The sequence below is a fragment of the Streptomyces sp. NPDC002785 genome (assembly GCF_040295565.1).
GTDB lineage: Bacteria > Actinomycetota > Actinomycetes > Streptomycetales > Streptomycetaceae > Streptomyces.
On the sequence record NZ_JBEOVN010000138.1, the window covers coordinates 1 to 20,825 of the forward strand.

Sequence of the window (20,825 nt, forward strand, 5' to 3'; positions counted from 1 at the left end):
CAAGCGGCGACAAGCTCACAGCCATACCCGGAACCCCTGGGCTTCCCCGATCCTACGAATGATCAGATCCGACCCGCTTGAAAGGTAGGACAAGCCTAGAGGTAATAGCTCGGCGGCCGTCGCGTCGTACGGCTCGTCGCCGTCGTACGCGCGTCAGCGGGAGGGTTCGATTCCCCAGGCGGCGGCCCGGGCGGCGGCGGCCGCGCGGTTGGGGAGGTCGAGCTTGGCGAGGATGTGCTCGATGTGTGTCCCTACGGTCCGCGGCGTGATATACAGCCGCTCGGCGATCTCCCGATTGGTGCGGCCGGCGGTCAGTTCGGCCAGGACCTGGAGCTCCCGCGGCGAGAGTCCGCCTGGCCGCCGCGCGTCCGGGTGCCGCGTGTCCGCCTCGGGGCCGAACGCGGCGACCTCCTCGGGCGGAAGGCCCGCGCGGGGGTCGACGGCCGCGGCGAGCGCCTCCGTGAGCAGGGTGATCACGGCGCGTGCCGGATCGGGCCCGTGCCGCGGTCGGCGGGTGCTGATGTTCAGCATGCCGACGTACCGGCTGTCGGCGGCGAACAGGCACTGGGCCACGCCGTCCTCGATGCCGAGGGGACACAGCACCTCCTGGAAGCCCGGGGATGCCGCCAGGAGGTGCCGGGGGACGTCCCTGAGCCAGAGACCGCCTCGGGCCGGGCTGCGGAGCACGGGGAACATCGGGTCGTGGTGGAGGCGGGTCTCGATGTAGGCCGTGGCGTCGTCCGGGTAGCTCCCGGCCAGGGTGGTGTGGCGCCGCCGCAGCGGATCCCACCGGGCGAGGGAGGCGTGGTCGTACTCCACCACCTCCGACAGCGCCGCCAGGACCGCGCCGATGCCGGTCGCACCGCTCCTGGCGGCCTCACGGACCTGCACCGCCGCGTCCAGGATGTCCGTCATGCTCCGCTCCGCTGCCATCCTCCAAGGATGATCAAGCGTCCGGAATACGTCAATCGCGAAGGGCGTCGTGCACGACCTGCCCGTCCACGACGGTGAGGACGACGGGCATCTCCGGGATGTCGTGGGGGTCGGCGGTGAGCAGGTCCCCGTCGAGCACGCAGAGGTCGGCGGCCTTGCCCGGCTCCAGGGAGCCCTTCCAGTCGTCGGCGAAGTCCTGCCAGGCCGCGTTGATCGTGTATGTACGGATCGCCTCGGCCAGGGCGATGCGCTGCTCGGGGCCGCTGACCCGGCCGGCGGCCTTCGACTCGCGCAGCACCATGGTGGCGACACCCTGGCGCCAGTCCGGGTACGTGACGGGGGCGTCGGATCCGCTCGCGACCCGCACACCGGCGTCGATGGCATCGCGGTAGGGCCACGCGTACGCGGCCCGTTCGGTGCCGACGAACTCCTCCTCCATGTCGGCGACGGTCCACTTGATGGTGGGGTTCATGTTGACGCCGAAGCCGTGCGCGGCCAGCACCTTCATGCTGTGCGCGGTGAGGAAGTCGCCGTGGATGACGTAATGGCGGGCGTCGGGCCGCGGGTGCTCGGACATGGCCGCGGCGAAGGCGTCCGCGACGGTGTCTATGGCCCGGTCACCGGTGACGTGGACGCCCAGCTGGTGCCCGGCAGCGTGGGCATGCCGGATCATGGCGCCGATCTCGGCGATGCGCTCGGTGTCGGTCTCGCCGCCGACGCACAGGGAGCCGCAGCCACCGCCGACGTACGGTTCGTGCATCCAGGCCGTCTTGTTGGGGACGATGCCGTCGGCGAAGACCTTGACCCCGTGGATCGCGAGGCGGCGCGGATCGGCGTCGCCGGTCTCGCCGGGGGAGGCGAGGGCGCGGGCGAACTCCTCCGTGGTGCTCGCCATTCCGGTGGGCAGGAGCAGGACGCCGACGCGGGCGGTCAGTTCGCCGTCGGCCAGCAGCCGGCGGTAGACGTCGAGGGTCTCCGCGCCGAGCGCGCCCCGCATGATGCCGTCGCCGCCGGGGCCGAGCCCGGGCTCGGTGTAGCTGGTCACGCCGAGCCGGGCCAGCGTGGCGAGGGCCGACCTGATCGCGTCGGTCCGCTCCTGCCGGCTGAGCGGCGGCAGCGCGTTCTGGACGAGGGCCTGGGCCCCCTCGTGGAGCAGCCCGGTCGGCTCCCCGGCTTCGTCCACGACGATGGCCCCGCCGGGCGGCGCGACGGTGTGCCGGTCGATCCCGATGAGCTCCAGCGCCTTGGAGTTGACCCAGGTGGCGTGCCCGGAGAAGGCGTACAGGACGACGGGGTGGTCCGGGCTCACGGCGTCGAGGTCGCGCCGCGAGGGCAGCCGCGACGGATCGGCGACGCACTCGTCGAGGTAACCGGTGTCCCAGCCGTGCCCCGTGATCCACTGCCCGCCCGGAACCCGCCCGACGGCTTCCCGTACCGCCTCGGTCACGTCCGCGAGCGAGGACACGGCGGGATGGCCGAGGTCGAGGGAGAGCGGCGGCGTCGCCATGCCGAAGGCGCACGCGTGCAGATGGGAATCGTTGATGCCGGGAAGCAGCGTCGCTCCCCGCAGGTCGACTACTCGGGTGCCGGGTCCGACGAGCGGCGCGACGTCGTCCCGCCCACCGACGGCGCTGATGACCCCTCCGGTCACCGCCAGGGCCGAGGCGATGGAGAACTCCGCATCGACCGTGACCACCCGCCCGCCGAGAAACACCAGATCCGCATACGTGCCCACTGAAGGTCCTTTCGAAAAACGGGCGCACCAAGGCTGCCCGCGAACGATCTCCCGAGGACTATGACCGTGCGCCCGCCCCCCGCACATCGGTCATCCCACCGATACGCGCTCTCGCGGGGGCGGTCCGACGGCCGACCTCTCGATGCCCTCCTGCGTGGACGGCCCGACGGCACCGCTCGCGGTCACCCGGCCAGGTGGTGGGCGGACACAACCTGCAGTCGGCCGCGTCCGCCCGCGCGAGGTCGCACCGGCGGACGCCGACGGGGGAGCCGGTGGACTCAGGTGAGGTCCTTGCCCCTGGTCTCGAGCGGCAGCGGCGTCAGCTTGCAGTTCGCGAGTGCGGGCGAGGGTGTCGCGGTGGACGTGCAGGAATTGCCGATCGGTTTGGAAGTCGTCGCAGAAGTAGCAGCCGTCGGCCGCGGTTTTGGGGCAGGGGCGGGAGATGTGCCGTCCGCACCAGCCGCCGGCGACGGCGTGGAGGCGGCGACCGATCTTCTCGGCGAGCCACTCGACGCCGGACAGGTCGCTGTCGCGGTGGATCTTGACGGCCTCGCCCTTGAGGTTGAAGCGGACCTCGTACTTCTCCTCGTACTCACGGCGAAGCGTGTCATCTGCGATGCGCGAGTAGTGCTCCTGCATCTGCCAGGAGGTGTGGCCCAGGACCTCGCGGATGGTGCGTCCGGACACGCCTGCGTTGGCCATCCTGGTGCCCAGTGACCGGCTTGTGTCCGCAGAGGCCGTGTGCGGATGACTTCGTGTGGCCATTGAGCAGGTCCGCTGTCGGAACCGCGTTCGCGACGGTGACAGCGGCGCGTGCGCGGCGGGCCCGGTCAAAGTCGGCTTGGAGCCGGGTGCGTTCGGTCTTGCGGGCGGTGCCGAGCTGCCCGATGAAAATCTTCGTCTTGTCGGCGTGCTCGGCCCAGACAGGCCGGTGCCGGGGGTGGTGGGTGGCCTGCGGACAGCGGGCGGAGTCACACATCCCTACCAGCGGTCGATCCGCGGCGGCGGGGGTGCCGGCGAGCTTGAGACAGAGCGCGCGGGAGGGATCGGCGAACCAGCAGTAGTTCGCAGGTCCGAGGTGGAGGACCGCGGCACGTTTGGTCAACAGGTTGAGCACGTCGCGGTCACTGCGCTGGGTTCTCGGTGCTGGCGCTGCCGCCGGGTCGAGCTTCTCGTCGATGCTGGCGAAGAACTCGGTGAGGCTGCGGGCGCCGGGCCCGGTCGGCAGGATGCCCTGCTGGTAGTTGCGGAACTCGGCCAGCACGAGTTCGAGATTGCGTTGTTGTTCGTGGCCGTTGACCTCGGCCAACAGCTCGGCTGGGCTCCGCCGGGGCGATAGGCGAGCTCGATCGCCAGCTTCCTTCGCAGCATCCTCAGAGTCAGACGATCATCGGGGATCGGACCGAGGCCGAGCCGCTGCCCGTCCGGTCCATTCACCCAGTCACGGAACCACTGGTAGCGGGATTTGAAGTGGAACCGGCCGAACAGCGGCTTCCCGTCCACCGGGTCTTCGTGAAGCTGTTCGGCGAGACCGACCGCCTCGCAGGCGTCCTGGATGACGACCCATTCGTCGCGGACACCGCCGAGAGGCTGGCCCTTGATGAGCTTGCCGGCCAGTCGGTAGCGGATCAGTCCAGGACCATTCTCCTGTGCTGGCTGACGGCAGCCGACCTGCAGTTCCATGAGCTCGCTCGCGCGCATACCCGTGATCGACGCCAGCGTGAGGATCACCGCAGTGGCCCCGACCAGGGCCTGCGCCCCTTCCGGGACCCGGAAGCCGTCGAGGACGACGAGGACTGACGGCCGTCATGCCACCCCTTCCGGGCACGAGCTCAAGCGGGCGGCGTGTCCGGGGACCACACGCCCATCCACTGTTCGGCGCCCCACGCCTCGTACCGTTGCACCTCGGTGAATCCCAGCTTTGCCGCGAGGCGCATCGAGCGGTCGTTGGCGGTCTGGGTGCACAGCACCACCGGCTCGCCGGGAAGCGCGTCGGCGAACCAGTCGAGTGCCGCTGCGCACGCCTCGGCGGCGTACCCGCGTCCCCATGCCTGTGGCAGCAACAGGTAGCCGAGCTCGGCCTCTCCGGCATCCGGACGGACATGACTCCGACGCTTCGCGTCGCGCCGGTTGAGCTCGATGGTGCCGATCATCGTTCCGTCGAGCTCGATCACGAAAAGGCCGGGGCGCTTCTCGGGCGTCTCGGGCAACGCGCGCTCGACCTCATCACGCGGACGAGGGCCGCCTATGTAGCTGCCCACCTCCGGCGAGGTGAACAGCTCGATGAACGCCGCACGGTCCCGAGCCCAGCCCGACCCAATGAGATCAATCTCAGCGGCACTTTCTGTACCGCAACTACAAGCGCCGCCAATTGCATCGGATGCGAACTGGCGACAGTTGATGTGTCGGCACCAGAGAGGGCGGACGACACCTCGCTGAACAGGAACGAACGGCTCTGTTGTGTCGCGCGACGGTAGCGGCTGGCGAGGCCTGATGGCCAGCCGCTGTCACTCGTCCGGATGGACGGCCTGCGGTTTCGCCGCCGACTCGCATCTGATGCGGTTTTCTCGCATTGGATGCGAGCTACGGAGAGTGGTGGACAGTGGGTTTCAACGGGACGGTCCCGGGGGCGGCGAGACTGCACCTGGCGGACGGCATCGCACTGCTGCGGCCGGAGGAACAGGTCTTCTCCGCGATGCTGGGCGGATTCGCCAATCAGCAGCTCGCACGGAACCTGGCTCGCTCGACTGTCGAAGGGCGGGAGAACACGGTGAAGGCGTTCACCGCCTACGTGAACGCCTTCCCCTGGCAGTGGACGCCAGCCATGGTGGATGAATGGCTCGGTGACCTGCGCTCATTGCGTGATCTGAAGCGTTCGACGATCCGCTCGTACTCCGAAGCCATCCGCTCCTTCTGCCACTTCGCCACCGACCCCCTCTACGAGTGGGCCACCACGTGTGAAGAGCGGTTCGGCTCCCATCCGGTCCAAATCGTGCACGAGTGGAACACCGCGGTGCACGTCCAGGACAACGAGTCCGATGCGAAGAAGCGCGCCTTCACCAAGGCCGAGCTACACGCCTTCTTCGCCCACTGCGACGACGAGGTGGCCCGCATCCGTGCCTTCGGCCGCAAGGGCTGGCTGCCCGCGTTCCGCGACGCGACGTTGTTCAAGACCGCGTACGCCTTCGGGACACGACGCAACGAAACACGGATGCTGGACGCCGCTGACTTCGGCCGCAACCCACACGGAACCGAGTACGGCGAGTTCGGTCTGTGCCGCATCCGGTTCGGCAAAGCCAAGAAGGGCTCACCGCCCAAGCGACGCACGGTGCTGACCGTCTGGGACTGGGCCCCCGACATTTTGGACGAGTGGTTCACCGAGGTCCGGCCGCTGTTCGGAGGTGAAGGGAACCCAGCCGCCTGGCCCTCCGAGCGCGGACTGCGGATCGGTTGCCAGCGGCTCAACTCCCGATTCATCACCTACCGCCAGGCCCTGGGCCTGGACGAAGGGCTGGACTTCCATTCCTTCCGCAGGTCCTACGTCACCCATCTGATCGAGGCCGGCTGGGACCCGCGCTTCGTCCAGGAACAGGTCGGTCACGACCACGCAAGCACGACCGCGATCTACACCTGCGTGAGCTCGGACTTCCGCACACGCACACTCCGTCGACATCTGGACGGCACCATTGCCGCCGCCCTGGAAAGCCAGGCCGGGAGGCAGAGGTGAAGCGCAAGGTCGGCTACACGTGGAAGCTGCGCGAACTGATGGGTACCCACGGCATGTTCACCACCACCGAGCTGGTGCCGCTACTACGCGACCGCGGCATCGAACTGTCAGCTTCCCAGGTCCACCGACTGGTCTCCGGCACCCCCGAGCGGTTGTCGCTTCAGGTCCTGGCCGCGTTCTGTGACATCTTCTCCTGCACGCCGGCAGACCTGGTCACCACGACCGCCGAGAACGCCGGAGTCCGCAGGACCGCGACCGGTGATCTCCCTGCCATGCCGACGGCGGTCGCGAAGCTGCGGCCCCGACCGGCCCGAATCCTTCCTGACGAGTGAGTCCCACCTACACCCCCGAGGAGTGCGAGCGCTGGCACAAGAGGACGTGCGCCCGCTGTCAGCGCCACGGCTGGTTCGCCGCCCGCTGGCCCGACGGCTATGTCTGCCGCACCTGCTACGACAAAGCTCTCTGCGTTCGTGGAACCTGTCCCGAATGCCGAGTCGAGCGTGCTCTTCCCGGCCTACGGCCCGGCGACCGCATGCCGATCTGCTCCGACTGTGCGGGCTTCATGATGTCCTATCGATGTTCCCGCTGCGGAGAGGAAGGCAAGCTTCACAGAGGTCGGCTCTGCACCCGCTGCACCGTTGCCGACCGGCTATCCCAGCTGCTGGAGGACGGCACCGGCCGCATCCGCCCCGAACTTGTTCCGCTGGCCGACTCGCTCCGCACCATGGACAGCCCGTTGTCCGGCCTCGCCTGGCTCGACCGGAACAAAGAACGCCCCGACTCCACCGCCGACTGGCTACGCCGACTCGCCATCGGCGACATCGAGCTGACCCACGAAGCCTTCCACACCCTCGAACCCTGGCGGGCCGCCGCCCATCTGCGGGAACTCCTCATGTCCTGTGGTGTCCTACCCGTCGTCGACAAGCGGATCTGCTCGTTCGAACGGTGGCTCATCGGCCACCTCGCCGACATTCCTGTCCCCGACCATGCTCAGGTCATCCGCCGGCTCGCCACCTGGGAAGTGCTCCCACGCCTGCGGACCAGCAGCCAGAAGAAGCCGATCACACCGGCAGCCCGTCGACATGCCGCTGACCAGGTCAAGCAGGCCACAGCCTTCCTCACCTGGCTCGCCGCCCGTGATCACACCCTTGGCACCTGCGGCCAGACCGGCATCGATGCCTGGCACGCCGGGCAGAACGAGTACACCCGCAACACCATGCGAGCCTTCCTGCTCTGGTGCTCGGCCAGCAAGCTCACTCGGCCCTTCCGGCTGCCCCCGGTCCAGATCCGTCGGGCCACCCCGATGCCGCAGCCCGAACGACTGGAACTGATCGGGCGCCTCCTCACCGACCCGGACCTGCCGCTTCGCACTCGGGTCGCGGGCGTGATCGTCCTGCTCTATGCCCAACCACTCAGCCGAGTCGTGCGCCTCACCTTGGACGACATCGGTCACAGCAACGACCAGACGCTTCTCCGCCTCGGCGAACCGCCGTCCCCAGTGCCAGAACCGCTCGCGGAACTGCTGCTTCGCTGGATCGACAGCCGGGACAACATGAACACCGCGACCAACCAAGCCTCCCGGTGGGTGTTCCCCGGCCGGCGAGCCGGACAACCGATGCACCCCGACGCTCTCGCCGCGCTCATCAACGACATCGGCATCCCCACTACCGCAGGCCGCACAGCCGCAATCCGGCAACACGTTCTCGAAATGCCCGCACCAGTGGTCGCTGAGGCTCTCGGCTATCACCGGGTCACCACAGCCAAGCTTGCCTCTGAGGCCGGAGGCACCTGGAGTCGATACGCCGCCGGAGACCACTGGCGGTCACCACCCGGCTGGACCCCACAGAGCAATACCTGAACCTGCGGTCGGCCGAATGAACCTGCTACTCCGCAGGAAGAGGACTCAACGGGATCTGGGACAACGCCCAGCGGGTAAAGGTGAGCAGAGCCTCGCCAGCGATGTCCTCAAGCCGGTCGAAATCCTCCGGCAGCACGTCGAGCAGGAAGTGCTCGACTTCCCGGTCGGCCCGCTTGATCAGGACGAGGCAGCGATAACAGGGCTTGGGAGGATGCTCAAGAAGGATTGCTCGCAGAGACCCCGTCGCATCGTCGGCCAGGTACTGATCAAGCCATCCAGGCTCGCGTCCCCTGCCGAGGTTGAGGCGCTCGCTCTTCGAACTCAGCCCTACGAGGTCCTGCTTGTTCACACGCTTGATCGCTTTGGGCACCTTCTCCGGCATGAGAGCAGGCTATCCACCAACGGCCAGAACGCGAGGTGCTGCCAGCACAGACCATGACCCTGCGGCACCCCCAACACACACAGTGACTGCACCGACGCTTCGGCAGCAATACTCGCGACAGTTGAATACGCGAGCCCACCAGTATCACACCCGCACTACGAGGACGCCTACGGCTACCGGCCCGGCCTCGCGAGCGGGGCCGCTATCCCGGGAATGGGGCGACCGCCTGCCCGCCGGCCAGCGCGTCGAGCCGGCCGGCCGCGTCGTCGTCGAGGAAGAAGAGCGTCATGGCCTGGCCGTTGTGCCGGACGTGGAAGCGCCGGCCGCCGTGTTCCAGCTCGTCCATGAGATAGCCGACCACCATCAGGTCGGCCCAGTCGTCCCTGACCTCGATGGGCCAGTTGACCTGCCGGTCGCCGGCCGTGTACGCGATCCACGCCTCCTCCGCGCCGAGGTCGACGTGGTCCCGCAGGCCGGACAGTGCGTTCGGCCGGCCGGCGATCCGGCACAGCTGCCGGGCGATCGCCACGTACGAACCCCGGCCGCGGACGCACTCGGTGTCGAAGTGCCATGCCCGGTCGCAGAACCACCGCTCCCACGGCTCGGCCTCGACCGCGCAGCCCAGCGCGAACAGCACCAGGTCGAATGGCTTGCGCTCGTACGCCTCCCGCGGCCACGAGTACAGCAACTCGTCCACGGTCCGGCCGGCCGCGAGCGGCAGCCCCAGTTCCGCCAGCCTGTCCAGCTGTTCTTCAAGACGCATGGACGGGATCGTAACCGTCTCCTCGGACAACGCCCCCGGACGCCGTGAGGCGGCCTCCGCACCCGAGCTCCGCATCCGGGGTGGTGTCCGACTCAACATGTCTGTCGGCCATCTGCTGGACGCGGCGCCGTACCCCATGGATCTGTCGTCGCCGCCTCTGCGGCCGTCGCCCTCGCGGCCCTGACCGGGGGCGATGAACCATCTCTTCAGCGGCGCGGACGTCGACGAGCGCGTGACGGCTGCAGCTTCCGCGCTCATCGTCCCCGTCTTGGCGACCGCGGTGCGGGCCGGGGCGAACACGCTCGCGTCTACGCTGCCACCCGCCTCGCGCCCGAGGTCGCTACCGAGCACGCGCACCGCCAGCCTCCGCAACGAGCCCGGCCGGGGCCACCGCGCACCGCACTGAGCGCGCCCGATGCGACTGGTGTGGCCGTGCCCTTGTGGAAGGAGAACGGCTTTGTCCGCCGTGGTTGGCCCGACCGTGACCCCCTGTCCAGGTCCGCCACCGCACCGCCCGCAGCTGTGTTTCTCCTAGCCAACGGCGGTACGCAGAGAAGAGGCGCGGCACGGTTCAGCGCCAGGGCAGGTTCCGCCACGGGCTGCCTTCGCTCTCCGTCAGCAGACGGTGCGCCGTGACATTGCTTTGGTAGTAGTCGCCGTAGTCCTCGCCGTCGAACCGCAGCACACGGCCCAGCGCGTATCCCGCCGAGAAATCTTCCCAGGAGCGGTAGGCCGATCTGCTCAGCGCACCGGCGTACACGACGGCCTGCTCCGCCTCGTGCGGGGCGCAGAAACGGGCGGACAGCCCCCACCTGGCCAGGTTCACGGCACGCCCGTAGTCGTAGGCGACCGTAGTGGTGACCCGGCCGTCCGGCGGCAGCAGCCCGTCGGCGCGGAACCGGGCCTCGTACCTGACGATGCGCCTTACCAACTCCTCGATGTCCTTGACCGTGCCGTGGCCCACCCCGATGTCCTGGGCGTGCCCGGCGGCCGTTTCGCGCCAAAGCTCCGCGGAGGGCTGCTCGCCGAGCCCGGCCTCGAGCTGTTCACGCACCCGGAGTACGAAATCGGGCTCGGGCGGACTGTTGCGCGCGTCCAGTAGGATGTCCAACTGCTTTCGCCAGCCGGTCGGTTCGGTGATGCCCCACGAGTCGCGGAGCAGCTCCCGCTCGCACGAGTACTCGTGGTATGCGGTGCCCACCTCGTTCCAGGGCACGCCGTTGCCGACCGCCAGATGCGCCCCGCACGCCAGCCCGTAGGCCAGTGGACCGTGCAGTGCCCCGTGTCGCAACGCGATCAGCCGGTCGTTCCTGGGGCGGTCGTTCTCCGCGTGGTAGCGCAGCCACATCGCGCGGTGCGGGGGCGTGGCCGGGAAGATCAACTGGGCGGGAGTGCCGGGATTGACGGACAGGAGCTGGTACGGGTCGCGCCAGTCGAACTCCGCCATCCACTTGAGGGAGACAGCGTGGAACACCCACTCCGGATGCCAGGGTGGCAGCATTCCTCGGGTGAGCACCGGTCGGCAGCTTCGTCCGCCCTGGTCCCGGTACGAGCGCCATGTGGCCATGTCGGGAGCAGCGTCCACCTCGGCCTTCGGGGCGGCGATGTACAGCTCCTCGCCGGCCAGCACACGCAGTTGGGCTTCCGTGTCACCGCGTGCCCCCGCTTCGTACAGCAGGTGCTCCGTTATCGACGGCGGTGCCCAGGGGGCGCCACGGGCAGGGTCGCTGGGGTAAGGGGGCAGTGGATTCATGACCAGGCGATATTCCGGTAAGGGCTGTTGGGGTCCTGCGTCAGGACGCGGTGCTGTGCGAGCGACTGCTCGTATTCCACTCCGGACGAATCGTCCGCGTCGAAGTGCATCACGCGGGCCAGCGAATAACCGAGGGAGAACTGCGCCCAGGAGCCGTACGCCTGCCCGGCCAGGGCACCGATCCGCAGCACGGCCTGTTCGGCTTCGCGCGGATCGCAGAGGCGGGCACCCAGCGCGAGCCGTACGACGTTGACCGCCCGCCCGTAGTCGAAGGCGGCCAGGGTGTCGACCCGTTCGCCGGTGCCGAGGGCGCCATCCGTGCGGAACCTGTCCTCGTACGTGACGGCCAGCCGCAGTGCCTCATGGGCCTCGGCCGCCTCGGAAGGTGTGGACCGACGGCGCGTCAGCGCATCGGTGAGCGCTGCGGACCACTCCGGGACCGTGGGGGTGCGGCCCAGCCGCCCGGCGAGGGCGCGACGGATCCGGAGCACCGACTCGTAGGTACGGCCGACGAGCCGGGTGGCCAGCAGTGCTTCGAGAGTCTCCCGGTAGGCGGCGCGGTCCAGCACGCCCCAGGGATTACGGAGCCGGGCGCGATCCGTTGCGTACCCCTCGTAGGCGGCGCCCAGGTCGTTCCAGACGAGGCCGTTGTGCACGGCAAGATGGGCTCCGAGGGCCAGGCCGTGTGCGACCGGTCCGTGCAGGGGGCCGGCCCGATGGGTCAACAGCAGGCCGGCCTGCGGCCCGCCCGACCGCTCGTGGGCCTTCAGCCACGCCCGGCGACGTCCCGGACCGGCCTCGAGAGTGACGGCGTACGGCGTGCCCGGATTGATTCCCAGCCACCGCACTCCGTCCGGCCAGCGGCGCGCGAGATCGTCGAGACCGGTTGCCTCGAACACCCAGTCGGGGTGCCAGGGCGGCAACGTGCCGGATGTCAGCACCGTGACACACATCCGGCCCGACGCGGGATCCGGCTGTGCGGCAAGCGGGGGATTGAAGCCGGGAGTGTCCGCGTGCAGCCGGGCGACGAGCGCGAAGAGCCTGCTCCCGGCCAGGGTGTCCAGCATCGCATCCCGGTTGCCGACCGCCGCCATCTCGTGGAGCAGCCGTTCCGTCTCCGTCGGCGGCGTCCAGCCCGCCCACGGCGCCCCTGTCTCCGTCGTCCCTGTCCCCGTCGTCACGGTCGGATCCTACGGAACGCCTCCGGTGGCCGGGGCGGTGACCTGGGAAACGTACCCCTATAAGGAGCCGCCGTGGCCATCGCTCAACGTGCAGACCACACCCCGCACGAAGCGCGCGCCGTCGCGTCGGTGACGGGCCCGCCACTGGATCGACGAGGACAGCGGCGGCTGCAATACCCGCCAAGCCGAACAAGGCGCCCGCGCGCCTCGACCGAGTCCCGGGAAGGCCGGGCCGAGCGTCGAGGAGGAGGCCCTTGAGCCCGTGCGGGCCGCGACGGCGGTGGCCCGGGGCCGGGGACCGGTCAGTGGGGGAGCTGGGGTGGCCGGTAGCGTCGGAGTCTATGAATAGATTTGAACTGCCGGACGATATAGAGGACTTCGGGCACCTCGTCGCCCTGGTCGAGGAGACCGGCGAGAGGGTGAGTATCACCGCGTTTGGCGAGCCGGAGTGCGTGCTCCTCCCAGCAGCCGAGTGGGCCGATCTGGAGCACTGGGCACAGCGAGGCTACGGCGCCCCGATCCCTCTTCCCGATGCGGCGCAGGAGCGTCCGCCAGGACCAGAACAGCACGGCCCATACATTCGGTATGTGCATGCGGACGGGGTGCGCATGACATTCACGCGAGGCCGAGTGGTCGTGGCCGAGCTGCGGTCTGCGGGCGAGCTTGACTGGCTGGAGGAATGGGCGCGAAACGGGCGCCAGGGGTACATGGACCCGAAACAGGCGGCGGCGTTCGCGGAGTTCCTCGCCCGTCAGGAGGGACGCAAGCAGCAGACCGAGGACGGGGACGACCAGTCCGACAGCGCCGGGCGCGCCGCGATGAGCGGCCGCGCTCCGGCAGCAGCGCTGGGATGCCGCACCCCGCGGCCCGCACCACCTCCCGCGCCCAGAGCATTTCCCCGCCCGTACACGCCACGGCGCCCGGTGCGGACGTGATGCAAGACAACACAAAGGCCCAGGTCGGGGAATATGTCCCTGATCTGGGCCTGAGGTTATGGAGCGGATGACGGGAATCGAACCCGCGCTATGAGACCGTGCCTCGAAGTGGGCGCCCGCGAGGTGGTGCCGCACTGCGGGCCTGGGGCGTGGGGTGCGTGGAACAGGCAGTGCCGCATAGGTGCCCGCGGCGCCGGGCCTGATCGGTCACTGGGCCGTCAGGCCGAGCGCAGGGCGTCGGTCGGGGACACTCTGGCCGCGCGCAGGGCCGGGTAGATGCCGGCGATGGCGGCTACCAGGACCGACACCAGGGGTCCGGCGACGACCGTGTAAAGCGGGACGGCGGCCGGCCAGCCCTGCGCGAGGGCATAGCCGTAGACGGTGAGGCCGCCCACGAGCAGCCCGCCGATTCCTCCGATGAAGCCCATCAGTACGGCCTCGATCAGGAACTGGACGGCGATCTGGCCGCTTCGGGCGCCGAGCGCGCGGCGTAGTCCGACTTCGCCGCGGCGTTCCATGACGCCTACCACCATGGTGTTGGCGATGCCGACGCCGCCCACGAGCAGGGCGACGGCGGCGAGGGCGAGGACCAGTCCGGTGAGGGAGTTCTTGGTCTCGGCGCGTGCCGTGTACAGGTCTGAGGGGCGGCTGACGGCGACCGTGCTCGGGTTGGCGGGGTCGGCGGTGGCTCCGGCGACGGCCTGTACGTCGGGGACGCGTTCGGGGTGGGCCCTGAGGTAGACCATGGCGGCGGTGCCGTCCGCGCCGAGGTCGGCGGTGGCCTTGGGCCAGCCGACGAGGGCGGTGGTGCCGAGTTCGGGGGCGAGTTCGTTGGGGGCCAGGATTCCGGTGACGGCGAACCACTGGCCGCCCAGCCAGACGCGTTCGCCCGGCGCGGTCACGCCGAGCCGGAGGGCGGCCTGGTCGCCGAGCACGGTGACGGGGAGGTTCTCGTCGGCCTTGTCCAGCCAGTTGCCATTGCGCAGGGTGGCGTGCAGGACGTCGAGCAGGTTGAGCCGGGCGGCCAGGACGGTGAGGCTGCCGGTCTGCTGGGCGGGGACGAGGTCGTTGCGGTAGACCTGGGCCTTGGTGGCGCCGGTGGCGGTGACCTGCTGCACGGGGGCGATGTTGGCGAGCATCTTCTCGGCTGTGGACGGTAGCGGCACCGGTTTCTGGTCGGCGCCGTTGCCGGGGGCGACGGTGATCAGGTTGGAGCCGAGCTGGTCCAAACGCTCCAGCAGGTGGGCCTGGTTGGAGGCAGATATTCCGGTCACGGCGATGACGGCGGCGATGCCCAGGGAGATGCCGAGCGCGGACAGAGCGGAGCGCATCCGGCGGGTGCGTGGCCCGATCATGCCGAGGCGCAGCATGTCCATGGGGCGCAGCCGGGTACGGCGCGGGCCGGGTGTCTTGCGACGGGTCGTCGGAGGGGTCATCGGACGGCTCCTGCGGGGTTCTGGCCGTGCTCGTCGAAGTCGATGCGGCCGTCGTGGATGCCGATGCGCCGGGGGAACGAGGCGGCCAGTTCACGGTCATGGGTGATGACGACGACCGTGGTGCCGTTGGCGTTCAGGGTCCGCAACAGGTCGACGACGGCGGTGCCGGAGACGCTGTCCAGGGCGCCGGTGGGTTCGTCGGCGAGCAGCAGTGCCGGGCGGGCGACGAGAGCGCGGGCGATGGCGACGCGCTGTTTCTCGCCGCCGGAGAGCTGGTCGGGGTGGTGGTGCAGCCGGTGTCCGAGGCCCACCTCGTGCAGGGCTTCGACGGCGCGGGCACGGCGGTGTGCGGCGGGGGCACCGCTGTAGAGGAGACCGGTGGCGACGTTCTCGACAGTGGTGAGTCCGGACAGCAGGAAGAACTGCTGGAAGACGAAGCCGATCCGGTGGGCGCGCAGGGCGGCCAGTTCGGGGTCGGAGATGGCGGCGAGGTCGAGCCCTTCGAAGCGCAGCTGCCCGGCCGTGGGCCGGTCGAGGGAACCGAGCAGGGCGAGGAGGGTGGATTTGCCGGAGCCGGAGGGACCGACCACGGCGAGGAGTTCCCCTGCCTCAACGGTGAGGTGGATGCCGTGCAGGATGCGCAGCGGTGGTGATCCCGGGTACTCCTTTGTCACGCCTACGAGTTCCAGTACCGGGGCCTTGTCGGCCGGCTGGGGAAGCGTCATTTCGGGATCACCACCTGGTCGCCCGCCCGGACGTCCCCGGTGATCTGCGCCTTGGCGTCGGCGACCAGTCCCAGTTGGACCTTGACGAGCCGGGTGGCGGAGCCGTCGGTGACCTGGACGCCGTAGCCGCCGCCGTCCAGGGCGAGCAGCGCGGTGACGGGGACTATGAGCGCGTCGCTGACGGTGTTGCCGACGACGGTGACGGTCGCGGAGGAGGGCCCGGCATGCTTGGCCTGCTGCTGGCTGTCGAGTGCGATGGTCACGGTGGTCTTGTCCGAGCCGCCCGAGCCGCCCCCGCCCTCCGGGCTGTTGTCCCCGCCGTTGCCGGAGCCGCCTCGGACCAGCGACCGGATGCGGCCTTGGACGGTGGAGCCGTCGGTCAGCTTCACCGTGACCCGGCCGTTGGGCTTGAACTGGGAGAGCTGGTTGTCGGCGGGCTGCACTGTGGCGACCAGGTCGGTGCTGGTCACGGTCATGACCGCGGTGGCCCCGAGGGCCGAGCCGAGCTGCGCGCCGAGCTGCTGGACCCGTACGGTCGGCCGCGGCAGCACGACGACGCTGCCGAGCGCGACCGTCCCGGTCTGCTGCTCACCGAGGGCCTTCTGCCAGCGCTTGACGGCGGTGGCCGTGCCGGCGGTGAACTTCTGATCCACCGTCAGGCCCAGTCCGTCGGCGTGGCCGAGCTTGATCAGGTTGCGCTTGAGCTGCTTGACGTCCAGGCCGTCGTCGACCCCAGGGCCGAGGTCGCGCCACATCGGCCGGTCACCGGTGAGCAGTACGACGGGCCGGCCGTCCACCTCGTAGAGCTGCGCACCGGCCTTGACGACCGCGCCGACGGCGGGCAGAGCGGTGAGGGTCCCACGTCCGGCGGCGACGACGGGGGTGGGGTTGTCGTAGGCGAGGGCACCGCCGACCTGGATGCCGCTGGACAGAGAGCCCTTCTGCACCGGGGCAGTGGCGTGGTCGACGGACTGCTGCACGGAGGGGAAGCCATGGCGCTCCCAGGGGCGCACGGCAGCGAGCACGCCCGAGCCGCCGAGCACGGCGACAACGACGAGCGGTACGACGACCCTGCGGCGTCTGCTCCGCGCAGGTGCGGGCGAGCCGTCTGCGGGGGTGGTGGTCTCGGCGGCGGTGGTCTTGGCGGCGGTGGTCTTGGCAGGGCGGCTCATGATCACTGACCCATCGAGTAGCCGGGCATCGGCAGCTTGCCGCAGGCCGGTTGGATGGCTTCCCACCGGGCGGCGTTGAACGAGCCCGCGGTGAATTTGAGGAGCCCGGTCTTGGGGTCGGGGTCAGGAATGTCCGCGTATCCGTTCTTCCGCGCGCACGCGACGAAGGCACGACCTTGCTCGACGGACTTCTCGTTGCTCTTCTGTGCGGCCTGGTGGATGCCGGGGACCTTGGCATCGCAGACTTTGCTCGCCGCGTCGAAGCCGCCGTCCGCGGCTGGATCGTCGACGCTGCCGGCGGGGAAGGTGATGTTGCCTTCCTTGTCCTGCTCGACGCTGTTCTGCCCCTGCTGGTGCATGCAGTCCACCCAGGCCCGCCGCACCGCGTTGTCGTCCTGCGGCTTGCTCCTTCCCGCGCCGTCGCCCCCCGCCACTTCGGGCGCCGAGGATGGTGAGGAGCAGCCGCTCACCACCAGCGCCGCCGTCACGGCGGCCGCCGTCAGTACTGTCCGTACGATCCTGGTACGCATATTGCTTCTCCCTGCTGGAGGTCGGCATCGACTCCAGCAGTTGTACGGACTGCCGAGTTAGCCATCCGTGAACGTGTGTCTAACCGCTGGCTCACACCTGCCGGGGCATCCTTGGCCAGGTCAGGACGGCAGGACCGTACGCAGGTCAGCACAGGGGCGCAGGGCGCGGTCGAGCGGAGTGGAACAGAATGCGGGTACTGATCGTCGAGGACGAGGCGGAGCTGGCGGCGATGCTCGCCGAGGGCCTGCGCGCCGAGGGCATGGCCTGCGACGTCGCACACGACGGTGCCCGCGCACTCGAAATGACGGCCGCCGCCGAGTACGACATCCTGCTCCTGGACCGGGACCTGCCGAAACTGAGCGGGGATGCCGTCTGCCGGGCCCTGAACACCGCGGGCTACCCGGCCAGGATCCTGATGCTCACCGCCGCCGGCACTCTTGCCGATCTGGTCGACGGACTGGGTAAGGGCGCCGACGACTACATGGCCAAACCCTTCTCGTACCTGGAACTGATCGCCCGGCTGCGCGCTCTGGGCCGCCGTGCTCCCGCCGGCAGCGGTGTCACCGTGCTCAGCAGGCGCGGTGTCAGCGTCGACACCGTGCGCCGGGCCGCCGAACGCGACGGCCGGCCACTGAAGCTGACCCCCAGGGAACTCGGGGTCCTGGAACTGCTGTTGGCCGCGGACGGCGCCCCGATCGGCACCGAGCAGCTGCGGGACAGCCTGTGGGACGCGGCGCTGGACCCGGCCACCACCGCCGTACGGGTGACCGTGCACTCCCTGCGCCGCAAACTCGGCGAGCCGCCGCTCATCACCCACGACCCGGGCTACGGGTACCGGCTGTGACCCCGTACAGGCTGCCCTTGCGCGGTCGACTGACCCTGGTGACCACGTCGCTGTTCGCGGTACTCGGCTGCGGGTTGCTCCTGCTGAACTGGCTGAGCTCCCGTGACCTCATGGAGGCCAACCGCGGCCTCGTCGTCACCGCGCCCGATCCGATCGTCCCCTCCCAGACGTCGCCGAGTCCCACAACCGCGACCCCGCAAGGCTCCTCTGTGCCCGCCGCGACCACCAGCCCCTCCCAAGGCTTCGACGACTTCCAGCACACCGTCCTCAGCGACCTGCTGCTGCGGTCCCTGCTCCTGCTCGCCGTCTTCACCGCACTCGCCGCGCTGCTCGCCTGGTGGGCGAGCCGCCGCTCACTGCAACGCCTCAGCCAGGTCACCGCGGCGGCCCGGCGGATCAGCACCGGCAGCGCCCTGGACGAACGGCTCGCTCTGACTGGCCCGAACGACGAGGTCCGTGAGCTGGCGGATACCTTCGACGCCATGGTCGACCGTCTGGACCACAGCTTCACCGCTCAGCGCCGCTTCACCGCCCACGCCTCGCACGAACTGCGCACTCCGCTCACCGTTCAGCGCACCGCTCTGGAGATTCCGCTCGCCCAGGGCCGGGTCCCGGCCGGCCTGAGACCTTCCATCGAGCGGGCCTTGGATGCCAATGCCCGTACCGAGCGCCTGATCGCGGCGCTGTTGACCCTGGCGCGGGGCGAGAACGAAGAGCTGACGCCGCATCCGGTCGACCTCGCGGACACCGCCGGGGAAGCCCTGGCGGACGTGGCCGACGAGGCGCGGGCGTCGGGCACCCGCATCACTGCCGACCTGCGGCCGGGCCCGGTCGCGGGCGACCCTTCACTGCTCCGGCAGATCGCTCTCAACCTGCTGACGAACGCGGTGCGCCACAACCACCCCGACGGCACAGCGACGGTAGCCACCGGCACCACGAACCGCCTCGCCTTCATCGAAGTCACCAACACCGGTCCGGTCCTGGACCCGCACGAGGTCCCCGCGCTGTTCGAAGCGTTCCAACGCGGCCCGGAGTGCCGCAGCGATGGCTCCGGACTGGGACTGGCCGTCGCCCGCGCGATTACCCTGACCCACCAGGGCCAGGTCACCGCCCGCCCCCGCCCCGGCGGGGGCCTCACCGTCCGGGTCGAACTGCCCCGACGTAGCTGAAGGTGCCTTGGGGAACGCCGGTACGGCCGTCTGTGCTGAGAGAGATCGTGGCCGCAGGAGGAGCGAGCTCGGACCCGGCCGGGGCCGGAACCCACCTGTTCCTCCGCGGCAGGTGCGCGACGGCGCCTTGCCGGCACACGTCAGCACTCCTGACTTGCACATGGCGCTGAGCAGCCCACTCCTGATCCGACCGCGGCTCGTTCCCGCAGATCGGTGGCAAGCCGGTCTTGGAGAGCGACACCTCTCCCCACGCGATAGCCGAGGGGAGAGGTCTGCTTCGGGGAAAAGAGGTTGGGCAGGTCCGCACTGACCTCGTTGCAGCTGAAGACTTCGCCGGCCCGTTCCGCGGAGTTGCCGGACCGGGCAACGGTGTGTGATGCGGCGGTAGCCGCGATCGCGGGTACGGTTGCCGCCAGGACGGCGGCCGCGAACGCACCGGCCGCCAAGGCCAGGGCCCGCGAACCGGTACGACAGGATTTCCTTGCTGCGCTCACTTCGATCTCCTTGATGACAAAGCAGAACAGGGCCGCTCTCTTGACCGGCGAGGGCGAGCTGTTCCAGCAGCTGACCAAACGGCTGCTGGAGTCCGCCCTGGAGGGCGAGATGACCGACCACCTCGTCTATGGCAAAGCACGATCCAGCGGGCAAGGACGGCGGCAACTCCCGCAACGGCAAACGCTCCAAGACGGTGCTGACCGACGTCGGACCAGTGGAGAAAGCCGTGCCCCGCGACCGGGGTGGCTCCTTCGAACCGAAGATCGTCAAGAAGCGGCAGAAGCGCCTGACCGGCGTCGACGAGATGGTCATCTCGCTGGCCGCCAAGGGCCTGACCACTGGTGAGGTCCAGGCCCTGCGCCTGCCGAAAACCTCATCCGCGCAGGTCATGCGGCATGTTGGTACTCGTGGAGGACGCCGCCGTGCCGTTCACGTCTCCGAATATCGAGGCGAGCGATCTGCTCCGGATCCCTGATCGGGACCGGCAACGGGTGCAGAGGGCGGGCGTTGTCGATGCCCTGATGGGGCCGACGGGAGTTGCAGAAGTCCGCCCCCTGCCCGAAAGAGCACACCCAAGGAAACGGGCGCCTACGTCTTGGGCGCCCCTTTTCTGCTGCCCGGACGATCGGAAGGAGGCCGTCCCGTCGGAGCCAAGCGCCTACCGAACCTGCTGGCGCAGCCGTTCGCGCGGGGCGGGGCCGGTCGGGAGTGCGCCACCGCGATTCCCTCGTGCGCCGCGCCTGGCAGGCACCACCGTCCGCACTCCGCACTCCACCAGCACTTCAAGCGCCCGCCTGCTGGGTGGTTTGGCTCAACCCACCAGTGCCGGCGTCCGATGAGGTCTGTGAACCAGTCCGGGCTACAGAACCAGCCCGTGAACGCAAGAAGGCCCCTGCGGGACAGGGCGAAGCCCCAGCTGCAGGCCCTCGGCCTGGGCCCGGCTCACCAACTCGTTGATCAGCTGGTCGTCCACGGCCTTTGCCGACACAGCCGCTGCCGACTCACAGCCTCGCGCTGGGCCACGTTCTACTGGTCATCGATGCATCTTCCGTGAACGGGAGTTACACCGAACGATTTAGACCGACCGGCACATGGGGGGTGGGAGAAGGAGCGGGGCTGGGTGCGTGCAGCTGCGAGGCGGAGGATTGAGGCAGATGGGGTCTCCCCTGCTCGAGCGCAGCCGAGA

General features: G+C 69.6%; 20 protein-coding genes and 2 pseudogenes. 9 read left to right on the top strand and 13 right to left on the bottom strand.

Going from position 1 to position 20,825, the window contains the following annotated elements; all coding sequences use genetic code 11:
* Positions 1-153: 153 nt before the first annotated feature.
* The 4 genes from ABTZ94_RS26370 to ABTZ94_RS26385 form a co-directional block, all read right to left on the bottom strand.
* A complete protein-coding gene (locus tag ABTZ94_RS26370) occupies positions 154-915 on the bottom strand; it encodes a helix-turn-helix transcriptional regulator (protein WP_351204085.1) in 762 nt (253 codons plus the stop codon).
* A 49-nt stretch (positions 916-964) separates the two neighbouring features.
* Positions 965-2,668, bottom strand: coding sequence for an amidohydrolase (locus ABTZ94_RS26375; RefSeq protein WP_351204087.1), 1,704 nt, complete (start codon positions 2,666-2,668; stop codon positions 965-967).
* A 90-nt stretch (positions 2,669-2,758) separates the two neighbouring features.
* The gene (locus ABTZ94_RS26380) at positions 2,759-3,355 is read right to left on the bottom strand and encodes a hypothetical protein (RefSeq protein WP_351204089.1); all 597 of its coding nucleotides are present in this window, start codon (positions 3,353-3,355) and stop codon (positions 2,759-2,761) included.
* On the bottom strand, positions 3,276-3,977 hold the full coding sequence (locus ABTZ94_RS26385; protein WP_351204091.1) for a hypothetical protein: 702 nt from the start codon (positions 3,975-3,977) through the stop codon (positions 3,276-3,278). The genes ABTZ94_RS26380 and ABTZ94_RS26385 overlap by 80 nt, the downstream gene beginning before the upstream one ends.
* Positions 3,978-4,138: 161 nt before the next feature.
* Here ABTZ94_RS26385 and ABTZ94_RS26390 point away from each other — a divergent pair, with 161 nt between their 5' ends.
* Complete coding sequence (locus ABTZ94_RS26390) at positions 4,139-4,468, top strand: hypothetical protein (protein ID WP_351204093.1); 330 nt, start codon at positions 4,139-4,141, stop codon at positions 4,466-4,468.
* Positions 4,469-4,500: 32 nt separating this feature from the next.
* Here ABTZ94_RS26390 and ABTZ94_RS26395 read toward each other — a convergent pair.
* Positions 4,501-4,974 (bottom strand): annotated as a pseudogene (locus ABTZ94_RS26395) (GNAT family N-acetyltransferase); the annotation flags it as partial.
* 296 nt (positions 4,975-5,270) lie between these two features.
* On the opposite strand from ABTZ94_RS26395, the gene ABTZ94_RS26400 reads away from it, so the two are divergent.
* The 3 genes from ABTZ94_RS26400 to ABTZ94_RS26410 all read left to right on the top strand — a co-directional run bounded on the left by ABTZ94_RS26400 (position 5,271) and on the right by ABTZ94_RS26410 (position 8,253).
* A complete protein-coding gene (locus ABTZ94_RS26400) occupies positions 5,271-6,395 on the top strand; it encodes a tyrosine-type recombinase/integrase (RefSeq protein WP_351204095.1) in 1,125 nt (374 codons plus the stop codon).
* Positions 6,392-6,727, top strand: coding sequence for a helix-turn-helix domain-containing protein (locus ABTZ94_RS26405; RefSeq protein WP_351204097.1), 336 nt, complete (start codon positions 6,392-6,394; stop codon positions 6,725-6,727). The genes ABTZ94_RS26400 and ABTZ94_RS26405 overlap by 4 nt, the downstream gene beginning before the upstream one ends.
* A gap of 230 nt (positions 6,728-6,957) precedes the next feature.
* Positions 6,958-8,253, top strand: a complete 1,296-nt coding sequence (locus tag ABTZ94_RS26410) for a site-specific integrase (RefSeq protein WP_351204099.1) — start codon at positions 6,958-6,960, stop codon at positions 8,251-8,253.
* A 25-nt stretch (positions 8,254-8,278) separates the two neighbouring features.
* Here ABTZ94_RS26410 and ABTZ94_RS26415 read toward each other — a convergent pair whose 3' ends face one another.
* Both ABTZ94_RS26415 and ABTZ94_RS26420 read right to left on the bottom strand, forming a co-directional pair.
* Entirely contained in the window at positions 8,279-8,635 is a 357-nt protein-coding gene (locus tag ABTZ94_RS26415; protein WP_351204101.1) for a hypothetical protein, read from the bottom strand.
* A gap of 202 nt (positions 8,636-8,837) precedes the next feature.
* Complete coding sequence (locus ABTZ94_RS26420; protein ID WP_351204103.1) at positions 8,838-9,398, bottom strand: hypothetical protein; 561 nt, start codon at positions 9,396-9,398, stop codon at positions 8,838-8,840.
* On the opposite strand from ABTZ94_RS26420, the gene ABTZ94_RS26425 reads away from it, so the two are divergent.
* Positions 9,397-9,582: a hypothetical protein gene (locus ABTZ94_RS26425; RefSeq protein ID WP_351204105.1), complete on the top strand. Its 186-nt coding sequence runs from the start codon at positions 9,397-9,399 to the stop codon at positions 9,580-9,582. The genes ABTZ94_RS26420 and ABTZ94_RS26425 overlap by 2 nt on opposite strands.
* A 387-nt stretch (positions 9,583-9,969) precedes the next feature.
* On the opposite strand, the gene ABTZ94_RS26430 is transcribed toward ABTZ94_RS26425, so the two are convergent.
* Both ABTZ94_RS26430 and ABTZ94_RS26435 read right to left on the bottom strand, forming a co-directional pair.
* Positions 9,970-11,151 (bottom strand): DUF1266 domain-containing protein, encoded by a 1,182-nt coding sequence (locus ABTZ94_RS26430; protein WP_351204107.1) that lies wholly within the window; start codon positions 11,149-11,151, stop codon positions 9,970-9,972.
* Positions 11,148-12,332, bottom strand: coding sequence for a DUF1266 domain-containing protein (locus tag ABTZ94_RS26435; protein ID WP_502967310.1), 1,185 nt, complete (start codon positions 12,330-12,332; stop codon positions 11,148-11,150). The genes ABTZ94_RS26430 and ABTZ94_RS26435 overlap by 4 nt, the downstream gene beginning before the upstream one ends.
* A gap of 341 nt (positions 12,333-12,673) precedes the next feature.
* Here ABTZ94_RS26435 and ABTZ94_RS26440 point away from each other — a divergent pair, with 341 nt between their 5' ends.
* Positions 12,674-13,267, top strand: coding sequence for a type II toxin-antitoxin system Phd/YefM family antitoxin (locus ABTZ94_RS26440; protein ID WP_351204109.1), 594 nt, complete (start codon positions 12,674-12,676; stop codon positions 13,265-13,267).
* 218 nt (positions 13,268-13,485) lie between these two features.
* On the opposite strand, the gene ABTZ94_RS26445 is transcribed toward ABTZ94_RS26440, so the two are convergent.
* The 4 genes from ABTZ94_RS26445 to ABTZ94_RS26460 are packed head-to-tail and all read right to left on the bottom strand — an operon-like array spanning position 13,486 to position 17,130.
* Positions 13,486-14,703, bottom strand: coding sequence for an ABC transporter permease (locus ABTZ94_RS26445; RefSeq protein ID WP_351204111.1), 1,218 nt, complete (start codon positions 14,701-14,703; stop codon positions 13,486-13,488).
* Positions 14,700-15,428, bottom strand: a complete 729-nt coding sequence (locus tag ABTZ94_RS26450) for an ABC transporter ATP-binding protein (RefSeq protein ID WP_351204113.1) — start codon at positions 15,426-15,428, stop codon at positions 14,700-14,702. The genes ABTZ94_RS26445 and ABTZ94_RS26450 overlap by 4 nt, the downstream gene beginning before the upstream one ends.
* Complete coding sequence (locus tag ABTZ94_RS26455; RefSeq protein ID WP_351204115.1) at positions 15,425-16,600, bottom strand: peptidoglycan-binding protein; 1,176 nt, start codon at positions 16,598-16,600, stop codon at positions 15,425-15,427. Before ABTZ94_RS26455 ends, ABTZ94_RS26450 begins: the two co-directional genes overlap by 4 nt.
* A 2-nt stretch (positions 16,601-16,602) precedes the next feature.
* Positions 16,603-17,130 (bottom strand): hypothetical protein, encoded by a 528-nt coding sequence (locus ABTZ94_RS26460; RefSeq protein ID WP_351204117.1) that lies wholly within the window; start codon positions 17,128-17,130, stop codon positions 16,603-16,605.
* A 188-nt stretch (positions 17,131-17,318) separates the two neighbouring features.
* On the opposite strand from ABTZ94_RS26460, the gene ABTZ94_RS26465 reads away from it, so the two are divergent.
* From ABTZ94_RS26465 to ABTZ94_RS26475, 3 genes and pseudogenes are all read left to right on the top strand, one after another.
* A complete protein-coding gene (locus ABTZ94_RS26465; protein ID WP_351204119.1) occupies positions 17,319-17,975 on the top strand; it encodes a response regulator transcription factor in 657 nt (218 codons plus the stop codon).
* Positions 17,976-18,013: 38 nt separating this feature from the next.
* Positions 18,014-19,144: a sensor histidine kinase gene (locus ABTZ94_RS26470; protein WP_351204121.1), complete on the top strand. Its 1,131-nt coding sequence runs from the start codon at positions 18,014-18,016 to the stop codon at positions 19,142-19,144.
* A gap of 534 nt (positions 19,145-19,678) precedes the next feature.
* A pseudogene (locus ABTZ94_RS26475) lies at positions 19,679-19,994 on the top strand (transposase); the annotation flags it as partial.
* Positions 19,995-20,825: the final 831 nt, after the last annotated feature.

Excerpts from the sequence above, each read along its gene's own strand:
- ABTZ94_RS26370 (WP_351204085.1), bottom strand. The coding sequence starts at position 915 with ATGACGGACATCCTGGACGCGGCGGTGCAGGTCCGTGAGGCCGCCAGG.
- ABTZ94_RS26410 (WP_351204099.1), top strand. The coding sequence starts at position 6,958 with ATGATGTCCTATCGATGTTCCCGCTGCGGAGAGGAAGGCAAGCTTCAC.
- ABTZ94_RS26415 (WP_351204101.1), bottom strand. The coding sequence starts at position 8,635 with ATGCCGGAGAAGGTGCCCAAAGCGATCAAGCGTGTGAACAAGCAGGAC.
- ABTZ94_RS26425 (WP_351204105.1), top strand. The coding sequence starts at position 9,397 with ATGGACGGGATCGTAACCGTCTCCTCGGACAACGCCCCCGGACGCCGT.
- ABTZ94_RS26420 (WP_351204103.1), bottom strand. The coding sequence starts at position 9,398 with ATGCGTCTTGAAGAACAGCTGGACAGGCTGGCGGAACTGGGGCTGCCG.
- ABTZ94_RS26430 (WP_351204107.1), bottom strand. The coding sequence starts at position 11,151 with ATGAATCCACTGCCCCCTTACCCCAGCGACCCTGCCCGTGGCGCCCCC.
- ABTZ94_RS26440 (WP_351204109.1), top strand. The coding sequence starts at position 12,674 with ATGAATAGATTTGAACTGCCGGACGATATAGAGGACTTCGGGCACCTC.
- ABTZ94_RS26445 (WP_351204111.1), bottom strand. The coding sequence starts at position 14,703 with ATGACCCCTCCGACGACCCGTCGCAAGACACCCGGCCCGCGCCGTACC.
- ABTZ94_RS26450 (WP_351204113.1), bottom strand. The coding sequence starts at position 15,428 with ATGACGCTTCCCCAGCCGGCCGACAAGGCCCCGGTACTGGAACTCGTA.
- ABTZ94_RS26455 (WP_351204115.1), bottom strand. The coding sequence starts at position 16,600 with ATGAGCCGCCCTGCCAAGACCACCGCCGCCAAGACCACCGCCGCCGAG.
- ABTZ94_RS26460 (WP_351204117.1), bottom strand. The coding sequence starts at position 17,130 with ATGCGTACCAGGATCGTACGGACAGTACTGACGGCGGCCGCCGTGACG.
- ABTZ94_RS26465 (WP_351204119.1), top strand. The coding sequence starts at position 17,319 with ATGCGGGTACTGATCGTCGAGGACGAGGCGGAGCTGGCGGCGATGCTC.